The sequence below is a fragment of the Halomonas tibetensis genome (assembly GCF_042643535.1).
GTDB lineage: Bacteria > Pseudomonadota > Gammaproteobacteria > Pseudomonadales > Halomonadaceae > Halomonas > Halomonas tibetensis.
The window spans coordinates 1-11,579 of the sequence record NZ_JBHRSQ010000015.1 but is presented as its reverse complement, the minus strand read 5'-3'; the positions used below and the strand labels follow the sequence as shown (position 1 = coordinate 11,579).

Here is an 11,579-nt window from a genome sequence, read left to right as displayed (position 1 = left end):
AGTGGCCGCTTCCGACATGCGCCCAGGCGCTGGAGATGCATCGATGTCCGAGCGTATCGCCACGGTCAGCCGTGACACCCAGGAGACCCAGATCACCGTCACCGTCAACCTCGACGGCACCGGCAAGCTGGCCTGCGAGACCGGCGTGCCCTTCCTCGACCATATGCTCGACCAGGTGGCTCGCCACGGGTTGATCGACCTTGAGATCAAGGCAGTTGGCGACCTGCATATCGACGACCACCATACCGTCGAGGACCTGGGCATCACCCTGGGTCAGGCCTTCGCCAGAGCCGTCGGCGACAAGCGCGGCATCCGCCGCTACGGTCACGCCTATGTTCCCCTGGATGAGGCGCTCTCCCGGGTCGTGGTAGATTTTTCCGGTCGCCCGGGTCTGTTCATGGACGTGGAGTTCACCCGTGCTGCCATCGGCCGCCTGGACACCCAGCTGTTCTGGGAGTTCTTTCAGGGCTTCGCCAACCACGGCATGGTGACCCTGCACGTCGACAATCTGAAGGGTTTCAACGCCCATCACCAGGCGGAAACCATCTTCAAGGCTTTCGGCCGCGCGCTGCGCATGGCCGTGGAGCCCGACCCCCGCATGGCCGGCCAGATGCCGTCTACCAAGGGCTGCCTGTGAGGCCGCCCCAAGACCACACGAGGAGCGCCCCATGACCATTGCCGTCATCGACTACGGGATGGGCAACCTGCATTCCGTCGCCAAGGCACTGGAGCACGTCACCCACGAGAACGTGGTGATCACTCGCGACCCGCGTCGTATCCTCGGCGCCACCCGACTGGTGCTGCCCGGCCAGGGCGCCATCCGCGACTGCGTGGGAGAGCTGGAAAAGACTGATCTACGCGGCTTGGTGGAAGAGCTGCTGGCCAGCCAGGAGAAGCCGCTGCTGGGCATCTGCGTGGGCCAGCAGATGCTGCTCGATCACAGCGAGGAGAACGGGGGCATCGACTGCCTGGGCTTCATCGGCGGCCGGGTCAAGCGCTTTCCCGGCGACATGCGCGACGACCGAGGCCAGCGCCTCAAGGTGCCGCACATGGGCTGGAATCTGGTTCGCCAGCAGCGTGAGCATCCCCTGTGGGAGGGCATCGACCAGGACGAGCACTTCTACTTCGTTCACAGCTTCTACGTGGAAGCCGCCGACGATGCCACGGTATTCGGCACCACCGACTACGGCCGCATCCAGGCCCATGTGGCCATTGGCCGCGACGCCACCTTCGCCGTACAGTTCCACCCGGAGAAGAGCTCCCGGTCCGGCCTGCGGCTACTCGAGAACTTTGTTAGCTGGTCGCCCTGAAACGCGCTCGGGCCTCCGCCACTCGCGCCGAAACCGCTCGGGAACCGGGCGGAACACCGCCGACGACTTTCAACCGGGGCCCTCAGCGGCACCCAACAGGAGCTGGACATGCTGGTGATTCCCGCCATCGATCTCAAGGACGGCAAGTGCGTGCGTCTGAAGCAGGGGCGCATGGACGACGCCACCACCTACGGTGATGACCCGGTGGCCATGGCCGAGCGCTGGGTCAAGGCGGGTGCCCGCCGTCTGCACCTGGTGGACCTCAACGGCGCCTTCGAGGGCAAGCCGGTCAACGGCGAGGCCGTGACCGCCATCGCTCGCCGCTGGCCCGAACTACCGATCCAGATCGGCGGCGGCATCCGCTCGGCCGAGACCATCGAGCACTACCTGGCCGCGGGGGTGTCCTATGTGATCATCGGCACCAAGGCGGTCAAGGAACCCGCCTTCGTCGGCGAGATGTGCCGCGCCTTCCCGGGTCACGTGATCGTCGGCCTTGATGCTCGCGACGGCTTCGTGGCCACCGACGGCTGGGCCGAAGTCTCCCAGGTGAAGGCCGTGGACCTGGCCAGGCGCTTCGCCGACGACGGTGTCTCGAGCATCGTCTACACCGATATCGCCCGCGATGGCATGATGAACGGCGTCAACGTCGAGGCCACCGCTCAACTCGCCCGCGAGGGCGGTCTTCCGGTCATCGCCTCCGGCGGGGTTACCGACCTGAACGACCTGCGCGCTCTGGTGGCCGCTGGAGAGCCGGGCATACTGGGCGCCATCACCGGCCGCGCCATCTACGAAGGCAGCCTGGACGTGGCCGAGAGCCAGCGGCTGTGCGATGAACTCACCGATTCACTCAAGACCACAGGGCTCAAGTGAGCCAGGAGCTGAACATGGGACTGGCCAAGCGCATCATCCCCTGCCTGGACGTCGACGCCGGACGCGTGGTCAAGGGCGTCAATTTCATCGGTATCCGCGACGCCGGCGACCCGGTGGAGATCGCCCAGCGTTACAACCAGCAGGGCGCCGACGAGATCACCTTCCTCGACATCACGGCAAGCCACGAGGATCGCGACACCACGGTGGAAATGGTCGAGCGCATTGCCGGTGAGGTGTTCATTCCGCTGACCGTAGGTGGCGGCATCCGCACCTGCGATGACATCCGCACCATGCTCAACGCCGGCGCCGACAAGGTCTCGATCAACACCGCCGCGGTGACCAACCCCGAGTTCGTGCGAGAGGCTTCCGAGCGCTTCGGCAGCCAATGCATCGTGGTGGCCATCGACGCCAAGAAGGTCTCCACCGAGGGCGAGGCGCCGCGCTGGGAGATCTTCACCCACGGCGGGCGACGCCCCACCGGGCTCGACGCCGTGGAGTGGGCAAAGAAGATGGTTGAATACGGTGCCGGCGAGCTGCTGCTCACCAGCATGGATCGCGACGGCACCAAGATCGGCTTCGATCTGGGCGTGACTCGCGCCATCGCAGACGCGGTGAGCGTGCCGGTAATCGCCTCCGGCGGAGTCGGCAACCTCGACCACCTGGTAGATGGCGTTCTCGAGGGCGGTGCCGATGCGGTGCTGGCCGCCAGTATTTTCCACTTCGGTGAGTACACCATTCCCGAAGCCAAGCGCTACATGGCCGAGCGCGGGATCGAGATGCGGCTCTGAGAGCCAACGAAGGAAACGGGATGACGCTGCGTAATCGACTGATCGCCCTGCTGTTGAGCCTCCCTCTGCTCATCTCCTCCGCCTGGGCGGAGGAGGTAAGCGGATGGCGAGAGCACCTCGACTGGCCACCGCAGCTGGAGATCGACCATGTGCTGGTGCAGGCCAGCCTCTACACCGACCACTTCAGCCCCGACCCTGACCATACTGACAACCAGCAGCTGGTCGCCATCGAACTGCACAATCCCGATCTCTGGTTCACAGGGTTTGCCCGCTTCAAGAACTCCTTCGGCCAGGACTCCCACTACCTCTACGTGGGGCGCGAGCTGCCGATGTGGGAGTCCGGCGATACCCGCATCCGCGCCAAGCTGACCGCCGGCGCCCTGCACGGCTACCGCGGCGAGTATCGCGACAAGATCCCCTTCAACCGCTACGAGATCGCGCCGGCCATCCTGCCCACCCTGGGAGCAAGCTGGAAACGCCTGGAGGCCGACCTGATTGTGTTCGGCACCGCCGGCATGATGGTTACCTTCGGGGTGCGCTTTTAGTCGAGCGAAAGCCCCAGGTTGCTGACACCCTCATTGCGCCCTAGCCTGCGCAGTGCCTTGAGTTGGTCGCGACTCAACGGCCCCTCGACGGCCTCGAGCACGGCATCCTGGAAGTCGTTCTCGTCCGCCATCAGCGGATGGTCGCGCACCAGTGCGGCCAGGCGCTCGCCGTCCTCTTCCCCTTCGGTCAACTCGATGAAGGCCCGCACGCCACCGCGGGACGCCTTGCTGACCTCCAGCACCGCTTCCGGCGACTCACCCTGCAGGGTATCGAGCAGCGCCGAAAGGGCCGCCAGCGCCTCGGAGGCACGGCGGGCGCCGAAGCTGTCGTCCTCTGCCGGTGGCGCTAGCGCGGCGAGCTTCTCCGCCTGCAGGGCAAAGTCGATCTTTGCATCCCTCACCGCCAGGCGCTCCCACACCAGATCGAGGATGGCACGCAATGCCTGCGGGTTACCCTGGCCGGGGGTCCGAGCGTCGAGCGCCTGGCAATAGAACCCATAGTTGGGCAGCAGGCGCTCGCAGAGCGCCGCCATGAAGGCCTGCTGAGAGCGCGGTTCGAGCTCTTGCAGGCGCTGGTAGAAACCGCTCATGGACTCTCCTTGAAATATCAGTGTCTCACGGCCAGAGACGCTCGGTCGGGGCTCGGCCGCGGGCGTCCAGCATCACTCCCTCGGCGGCGAGCCGGTCGCGCTGCTCCGCGGCACCGGGGTGATCCGCCAGCTTCCGGGAAGCGGTGATGACGCGAAACCACGGTAGGCCGTGGCCCTTGGGCAGGTCGCGCAGAGCGCGGGCCACCAGCCTTGGCGTTCCGCCCTCGGTCATGGCGGCGATACGCCCGTAAGTCGTGACACGGCCAGACGGAATGGCCGCCAAGATCGTCAGTATCTGTTCACGCAGCGCCGACTTCATGTACCCTGCGCCCCCTGTTTGGCCGCAATTCCTTGATGGCGAGGTTCCCCATGCACCTTCACCTCCTCCAGCACAGCCCCCATCAGGGCCCGGCACGGCTTGCCGATTGGCTGTCCAGCATGGGGCACAGCCATACGGTGTTCCACCTGGACGCAGGCGAGACCCCGCCGCGGTTAACCGACTGCGATGCCCTGGTGGTACTCGATGGCCCTGTTGGCCCCCTCGATGACACCGCACAACCCTGGCTGAAGCGCGAACGCAAGCTCATTGCCCGCGCCCTGGACAGCCACAAGCCGCTGCTGGGCATCGGCTTTGGCGCGCGACTGATCGCCGAGGAACTGGGTGCCGTGGTATCCCGCGGCACCCAAGCAGAAACTGGCTGGCATCGCGTTGTTCTGGCACCGGAGAGCCCGCTGGATCTCCCCGAGCAGTTCAATGCCTTCATGTGGCACCGCGAGGTGTTCGCGTTGCCCGAAGACGCCCTGCCCCTGGGCAGCAGCGAGGCAAGCCCGCTGCAAGGCTTCAGCTGGGACGCCCGCCGAGTCGTGGGTCTGCTCTGTCACCTGGAGGCCACACGAGAGAGCGTGGAGGCACTGCTCGCCAACGAACCGCTGCTCGATGGCAGCGAACGGAGCCCTCATATCCAATCCAGCGAGGCCATGTTCGCCGACCCACAGCGCTTCATCCATCTGGCGCCGCTGCTAGACCGGCTACTCAGCCAGTGGCTGCGCTCGCCGGCGGGCTGAGCATTAACGAACCGACTCAACGCTGGGGGCCTGGCTGGGCATAGCCTGCTCGGCTGACCAGGTCCGCGCCGCCTCCAGGCAGCTATGCCAGTCGCCTACGTGCAGGAAACGCTGCTCGGGGTGCTTCTCCAGCTGATAACGATACATGGGGTCATAGTACTCGGTGAGCAGCGGCGCTAGCCAAGCCTCGTGTGCCTGGCGGTTACCCCGGGCATGCTCACGGAAGGCCAGTGCCTGCAGCCGCTGCAACCGATCGAGCCGAGCGCGGCCAAGGCGCTTACGCAGCCTCGCCAGCGAGCCGGCTAAGTGCTTTTTCATCAGCGCCCAGCCCAGCCACTCGCCGCAATGATGCCGGTAGACCTCCCAGAGATCATCGATGTAGTCCTTGTGAATCTGGTTGAGGCGCCAGTCGAGGGGCATCTCTACCCGCAGCCGCGGTGCCTTCTCCATGGCTTGCCAGAGGGTCAAGGGCACGTTGGCGGCCCCAATATGCCGCGACTCGTCTTCCACGACGAAGGGGCGGCCGGGCAGGTCCAGCAGGCGCAGGCCCACGGCATGCTCGAAGTCGATCTGGCTAGGCGCCGGCAGCGGGTGGCGCCCGAAGGCTGACCCCTTATGGCGGGCGCAGCCCTCCAGGTCGAGGCCGTTGTCGAGGGCCAGGATCAGCGAGGTTTTGGCGCAGCCGGTCAACCCGCCCACCACCAGCAAAGGCTGTTCGGCGGCAGCATCGATGCGTGAGCAGAGCGCCTGGCGCATTGCCTTCCAGCCGCCGCGGATCCGCGGCCGAGTCGCACCGGCTTCGGCGATCCACTGCTGAGCGACCTGTGAGCGCAGCCCGCCACGGAAGCAGTAGATAATGGCATCGGGATGCCTCTCCAGGACCTGCATCCAGGCGCTGACGCGAGCCGCCTTGACGTCAGCGCTGACCAGGCGCTGGCCGAGCTCGATGGCCGCCTGCTGGCCGCGCTCCTTGTACTCGATGCCAACCCGGCGACGCTCCTCGTCATCCATCAGCGGCAGATTTACCGCCCCGGGCAACGCCCCCTGGGCGAATTCCACCGGAGCGCGCACGTCGATCAGCACCCGCTTCTCGCGCAGCAGCGCGAGATCAGGCTCGACCAGCGGCAGCTCACTCATCCGCGCACCTCGATCAGCGCAGGGCCCGCGGCCTTGACCATCTCGCCGAAGGGAGTCAGCGTAACGCCGTGTTCACGGCCGATGCGCTCCACGTCATCCTCCCAGGCGGGGTCTACAGAAAGCAGTAGGCCGCCGGAGGTCTGTGGATCGCAGAGCCACTGCCAGTGGGCCTCATCCATCTCCGGCAGGCTCGCGCCAAGGGCCTGGCGATTGCGCAGGGTACCGCCGGGCACCGCTCCCCGGCGGCGATAGGCCTCAGCCTCGGCGAGTCTCGGCAGGCGGCGAAAGTCCAGCCGAGCGGCCACGCCGCTGGCGGCACACACCTCGCTGAGATGCCCGGCCAGGCCGAAGCCGGTAACGTCGGTCATGGCGTTGACGCCCTTCACCTTGGCCAGCGCCACGCCGATCCGGTTGGACTTGAGCATGGTCTCCCGGGCCAAGCCCTGGTGGCCGGCTTCGAGCAGCCCTTTTTTCTCCGCGGTGGTGAGCATGCCCACCCCCAGCGGCTTGGTGAGGAACAGCAGGTCGCCGGGCTTTGCGCCCTTGTTGAGTTTCAGGTGCTCGAGGTCCACCAGGCCGTTCACCGCCAGGCCGAAGATCGGCTCAGGCGCGTCGATGGAGTGGCCTCCAGCAAGTGCCAGACCCAATTCGCGGCAGACTGCCTGTGCGCCGGACAGCACGTCGCCAGCCACCTCGGCGGGCAGTGTGTCCAGCGGCCAGCCCAGAATGCCCAAGGCCAGCACTGGGGTGCCGCCCATAGCGAAGACGTCGCTGATGGCATTGGTGGCGGCGATGCGTCCGAAATCGAAGGGGTCATCGACGATGGGCATGAAGAAGTCGGTGGTGGCAATCATGCCGCGGCCGTCACCCAGATCGTAGACGGCGGCATCTTCGCGCCCCTGATTGCCGACGATCAGCCGCGAGTTGTGAGCCCCCGTCCCGGCCTTGGCCAGAATGCTGTCCAGCACGTCGGGGGCGATCTTGCAGCCACAGCCCGCGCCGTGGCTGTACTGGGTCAGGCGGATGGCGCTCATCGTGTTCTCCTTGGCGTTGGTTAGCGACATTCTACAGTATGCACGGCGGAGCTTCGGCCACGGATCACAGCGCCTCCAGTGCCTCGGCGAGCTTGTCCACGGCGACCACCTCCATGCCCGGTGGTGACTGCTTGGGCGCGTTGCCGCGCGGCACGATGGCGCGGGTGAAGCCGTGCTTGGCGGCCTCGACGATACGCTCTTGCCCGCTGGGTACCGGGCGGATCTCTCCGGAGAGCCCAACCTCGCCGAACACCACCAGCTCCCTGGGGAGCGGCCGGCTCTGCAGGCTGGAGACCACGGCCAGCAGCACGGCGAGATCCGCGCTGGTCTCCAGCACCTTCACACCACCTACCACGTTGAGAAAGACGTCCTGGTCCCCGGTAAACAGCCCACCGTGGCGGTGCAGCACGGCCAGCAGCATGGACAGTCGGTTGGGGTCCAGGCCCACGGCAACCCGGCGGGGATTGCCCAGCGGCGAGTCGTCCAGCAGCGCCTGCACCTCGACCAGAATCGGTCGCGTGCCCTCCCAGACCACCATCACCAGGCTGCCCGGCGCCTCCTCTTGAGTGCGTGAGAGGAAGATGGCGCTGGGATTTTTCACCTCTTTCAGTCCGTGCTCGAGCATGGCGAACACACCCAGCTCGTTGACCGCGCCGAAACGGTTCTTCTGACCGCGCAGGGTTCGGAAGCGGGAATCGGCGCCACCTTCCAGCAGCAGGGAGGCGTCGATCATGTGCTCGAGCACCTTGGGGCCCGCCAGAGAACCATCCTTGGTGACATGGCCGACCAGCAGCAGCACAGTATTTGAGTGTTTGGCGAAGCGGGTCAGCGCAGCGGCGGACTCGCGCACCTGAGCCACCCCGCCCGGGGCCGAGGCGATATCCTCCAGATGCATGGTCTGGATGGAATCGATGATCAGAACACCGGGGCGCTCACGCTCTGCCACGGCGAGGATCGTCTCCACGCTGGTCTCGGCCAGCATCTTCAGGCCCTGAACCGGCAGCTGCAGGCGATGGGCGCGCATCGCCACCTGGGAGAGCGACTCCTCGCCGGTGACGTAGAGCACGCGGCGCGACTGGGCCAGCTTGCAGGCGGTCTGCAGCAGCAGAGTCGATTTGCCCGCGCCGGGGTTACCGCCCAGCAGTACCGCCGAGCCCGGCACCAGCCCGCCGCCGAGCACTCGATCGAATTCGCCGAAGGTGGAGGAAAACCGTGGCACCTCGGACAGATCCACGTTGGCCAGATCCACCACTTCTCGACTCAGGGCGCCCGCATAGCCGCTGCGGCCGGTGGCGCCTCCGCTCGAGCCGCTGGCGCCGGGTCGCGTCGGGGCCAGACGCACCTCGCTCAGAGTGTTCCATTCCTGGCAGCTTGTGCACTGCCCCTGCCACTTGCTGAATTCGGCACCGCACTCGGTGCAGACGAAGGCGCTCTTTGCCTTGGCCATGGCTCCTTGCCTCTTTGGGGATCAAACGCAGAGGGCGGCCCAGCGGCCGCCCCCCACAAACAAACCAAGTGCTGGCGATTACCGACGCTGCAGCTGCAACATTTCGCTGTTCTGGAAGCGACGCTGCTCGGGGTCGATCAGCTCCAGAGTGCCCTCGTCGAGGCGCAGGAAGTAGTAGATCTGGCCTTCGCCGTCCGGGGTCAGCTCGTAGACAGTGGCATCCGGCTCTTTGTCGGTGCCGTTCAGCACTTCCCAGTTGCCTGCATAGTTCTCGTCGGGCGGGTTCTGGGGATGCGCGCGATAGGTGGCCTGGAGGGTAAAGGTCCGCTCCTGGGGTTGGCTCTGCTCGTCGCCCATCAGAACGACATCGAGATCGATGCCGTCGCAGTTGCGGCACGGCAGAGTGCCCTGATAGCGCTCTTCGTCAATCTGCGTGGCGGGAGCTTCGGGGCCTGCAGTCGGACCGGCGGCGCAGCCGGCAAGCAGCGCAAGCATGGCCGATCCTGCAAGCAAGGTCCTGATGTGCATATCTGTCCTCCTGAGCAGTAGGCAGTGACACCGTCAATCATGGCGGCCTGACTGACAGCATAACCTCTCACGACACTGGCGGACAGTCTGCCACACCATCCTGCTTGCCTCAGCCCACGCCAGGGTAGACATGCCCGAACACAAGGGCCAGCACCACCGGCATCACCACCAGCGCACCCAGGTTGCCGATCAACACCAGCGAGGCCACCTTGTGGGGCTCCTGGCGATACTGCTCGGCTACCAGGTAGTTGAGCACCGCCGGGGGCAGCGCGGCGAACACCCATAGCGCCGCGGCCTGCAGGCCGGAGAGCCCCAGCAGCCAGATAAGGGGCAATGCCAGTACCAGCCCCGACAGCGGACAGAGTAGCGCGCCCAGCATGCCGGTCTTCCAGTCCCCGAAATCGATATCTAGCATCCGCACGCCCAGGGCAAAAAGCAGCAGAGGGATACAGACACCGCCCAGCATGTGAAGCGCCTCGAGAAGCCAGCCGGGGAGGGCCACACCGGTCAGGTTGACGGCAAGCCCGGCGATGCTCGCCAGCACGATGGGCATGCGCAGAATCCGCCAAAGCGGTGTCCCAGGACTGAGCATCCAGAGACCTAGCGAGAAATGCAGCAGCATTTCGACGATGAACAGCACCACCGCCGCAGGTAGCGCCGCCTCACCGAAGGCCAGCAGCAGCAATGGGATGCCCATATTGCCGGAGTTGTTGAACATCATCGGCGGCAAAAAGGTCTTGGGGTTAAGCTTCAACCACTTTACTAGAGGCCATAGCAGCACCCCGGAGCCCACCACGATCACCGCGCCGCCAATCGCCAACCCGACGTATTCCTCTAGCGGCGCTTGCCCGTCGGCCAGCACCACAAACACCAGCATGGGAACGAACAGCTCCATGTTGAGTGTGTTGATGCTGCGAATGTCCGGTGTGCGAAAGCGTCCATAGAGGGTGCCACAGCCGGCGATCAGGAACACTGGCAGCAGGGTGGCAAGGATCTGAGCGGTCATGAAGGATCCCATTGCATTCGAATCTACAAAAGTGGCTCCAGACTAGCACGGCCTCGGCTTGCGCGGCCGCTTCTGGCAGGTCACCATTAGCTGAGTCCCCTATTCTTGCCAACAAGCGAGCCACCATGAGCAAGTTCTGGAGTCCCAGGGTGCGCGAGCTGACGCCTTATACCCCCGGCGAGCAGCCCCGCGAACGCCTGATCAAGCTGAACACCAACGAGAACCCCTATCCGCCGGCCCCGGGCGTGGGTGCCGTGCTGCGCAACTACTCCACCGATCACCTCAGACTCTATCCCGACCCGGAATCCGGCGCCCTGCGCCAAGCGCTGGCCCGCGAGTTCGGGGTCGAGGTCGAACAGGTCTTCGTCGGCAACGGCTCAGACGAGGTGCTGGCTCTGGCCTTCCAAGCCTTCTTTTGTCAGCAACGCCCCCTGGAAATGCCGGAGACTACCTACAGCTTCTATCCGGTCTACTGTCGGCTGTATGGCATCGAGCGGCGCGCGCTGCCGCTGACGGCCAACCATGAGGTAGATCTGGCTGCCTTCGCCACCGACAGCGGCGGAACCATCTTCGCCAACCCCAACGCCCCTACTGGCCACGGCCACGGCCGCAAGGCGATTGCCGAACTGCTAAAGCGAGTGACAGATTCCGTAGTTCTGGTAGACGAGGCCTACGTTGACTTCGGAGGTGAAAGTGCCATTCCTTTGGTGGTAAGCCATCCCAATCTGGTGGTGACAGGCACCTTCTCAAAATCACGCAGCCTGGCCGGCTTGCGACTGGGCTATGCGGTAGGCTCCAGAGAGCTGATCGAGGGACTGACTCGGGTAAAGGACTCCTTCAACTCCTACCCTGTCGACAGCCTCGCCAGCGCCCTGGCTATCGCTGCCCTAGAGGATAATGAACACTTCGAGGCCTGCCGCGAAAAGGTAATCACTACCCGGGAGCGTACTCGCACTCGAATGGAGAAGCTCGGTTTTCACGTGCTACCATCCCAGGCCAACTTCGTGCTGGTCACTCACCCAGAGCATGACGCCGCTCAGCTGTTTGCCGGCCTTCGTGAACGCGGCATCCTGGTTCGCCACTTCAACACTGAGGCGCTGCGAGACTTTCTGCGCATCACCATCGGCACCGATGATGAGATGGAGAGCCTGATAGAGACCCTCGAAACTCTCTGCGGCTGATTGTCTCTCCCCGCTATCGTAACGCCAGCCCGCAGGGCTGGCGTTACCGGCTGAAACATTACCCCCCCCCCCGGCCTA

General features: G+C 65.2%; 14 protein-coding genes. 7 read left to right on the top strand and 7 right to left on the bottom strand.

Going from position 1 to position 11,579, the window contains the following annotated elements:
• Positions 1-43 precede the first annotated feature (43 nt).
• From hisB to ACFODV_RS11860, 5 genes are all read left to right on the top strand, one after another.
• Entirely contained in the window at positions 44-637 is a 594-nt protein-coding gene (hisB, locus tag ACFODV_RS11880) for an imidazoleglycerol-phosphate dehydratase HisB (RefSeq protein WP_379759589.1), read from the top strand.
• Between the two features lie 31 nt (positions 638-668).
• Positions 669-1,310: an imidazole glycerol phosphate synthase subunit HisH gene (hisH, locus tag ACFODV_RS11875; protein WP_379759586.1), complete on the top strand. Its 642-nt coding sequence runs from the start codon at positions 669-671 to the stop codon at positions 1,308-1,310.
• 108 nt (positions 1,311-1,418) lie between these two features.
• Positions 1,419-2,180: a 1-(5-phosphoribosyl)-5-[(5-phosphoribosylamino)methylideneamino]imidazole-4-carboxamide isomerase gene (hisA, locus tag ACFODV_RS11870; protein ID WP_379759583.1), complete on the top strand. Its 762-nt coding sequence runs from the start codon at positions 1,419-1,421 to the stop codon at positions 2,178-2,180.
• A 14-nt stretch (positions 2,181-2,194) separates the two neighbouring features.
• Positions 2,195-2,968: an imidazole glycerol phosphate synthase subunit HisF gene (hisF, locus tag ACFODV_RS11865; RefSeq protein ID WP_379759580.1), complete on the top strand. Its 774-nt coding sequence runs from the start codon at positions 2,195-2,197 to the stop codon at positions 2,966-2,968.
• A 20-nt stretch (positions 2,969-2,988) separates the two neighbouring features.
• A complete protein-coding gene (locus ACFODV_RS11860) occupies positions 2,989-3,513 on the top strand; it encodes a hypothetical protein (RefSeq protein WP_379759577.1) in 525 nt (174 codons plus the stop codon).
• On the opposite strand, the gene ACFODV_RS11855 is transcribed toward ACFODV_RS11860, so the two are convergent.
• Both ACFODV_RS11855 and ACFODV_RS11850 read right to left on the bottom strand, forming a co-directional pair.
• Entirely contained in the window at positions 3,510-4,103 is a 594-nt protein-coding gene (locus ACFODV_RS11855; RefSeq protein WP_379759574.1) for a YjaG family protein, read from the bottom strand. The genes ACFODV_RS11860 and ACFODV_RS11855 overlap by 4 nt on opposite strands.
• Positions 4,104-4,128: 25 nt before the next feature.
• Positions 4,129-4,422, bottom strand: a complete 294-nt coding sequence (locus ACFODV_RS11850) for an MGMT family protein (RefSeq protein WP_379759571.1) — start codon at positions 4,420-4,422, stop codon at positions 4,129-4,131.
• Positions 4,423-4,472: 50 nt separating this feature from the next.
• Between ACFODV_RS11850 and ACFODV_RS11845 the strand changes: the two genes are divergently transcribed.
• Complete coding sequence (locus tag ACFODV_RS11845) at positions 4,473-5,168, top strand: type 1 glutamine amidotransferase (RefSeq protein ID WP_379759568.1); 696 nt, start codon at positions 4,473-4,475, stop codon at positions 5,166-5,168.
• Between the two features lie 3 nt (positions 5,169-5,171).
• On the opposite strand, the gene mnmH is transcribed toward ACFODV_RS11845, so the two are convergent.
• From mnmH to ACFODV_RS11820, 5 genes are all read right to left on the bottom strand, one after another.
• Complete coding sequence (mnmH, locus tag ACFODV_RS11840) at positions 5,172-6,305, bottom strand: tRNA 2-selenouridine(34) synthase MnmH (RefSeq protein ID WP_379759565.1); 1,134 nt, start codon at positions 6,303-6,305, stop codon at positions 5,172-5,174.
• On the bottom strand, positions 6,302-7,339 hold the full coding sequence (gene selD, locus ACFODV_RS11835; RefSeq protein ID WP_379759562.1) for a selenide, water dikinase SelD: 1,038 nt from the start codon (positions 7,337-7,339) through the stop codon (positions 6,302-6,304). Before selD ends, mnmH begins: the two co-directional genes overlap by 4 nt.
• A 64-nt stretch (positions 7,340-7,403) precedes the next feature.
• Positions 7,404-8,786: a DNA repair protein RadA gene (gene radA / locus ACFODV_RS11830; protein ID WP_379759559.1), complete on the bottom strand. Its 1,383-nt coding sequence runs from the start codon at positions 8,784-8,786 to the stop codon at positions 7,404-7,406.
• A gap of 78 nt (positions 8,787-8,864) precedes the next feature.
• Complete coding sequence (locus ACFODV_RS11825) at positions 8,865-9,314, bottom strand: copper resistance protein NlpE N-terminal domain-containing protein (RefSeq protein WP_379759555.1); 450 nt, start codon at positions 9,312-9,314, stop codon at positions 8,865-8,867.
• 109 nt (positions 9,315-9,423) lie between these two features.
• Positions 9,424-10,320 (bottom strand): AEC family transporter, encoded by an 897-nt coding sequence (locus ACFODV_RS11820; protein WP_379759552.1) that lies wholly within the window; start codon positions 10,318-10,320, stop codon positions 9,424-9,426.
• A gap of 125 nt (positions 10,321-10,445) precedes the next feature.
• On the opposite strand from ACFODV_RS11820, the gene hisC reads away from it, so the two are divergent.
• Entirely contained in the window at positions 10,446-11,501 is a 1,056-nt protein-coding gene (gene hisC, locus ACFODV_RS11815; RefSeq protein WP_379759549.1) for a histidinol-phosphate transaminase, read from the top strand.
• The last annotated feature ends 78 nt before the right edge of the window (positions 11,502-11,579 follow it).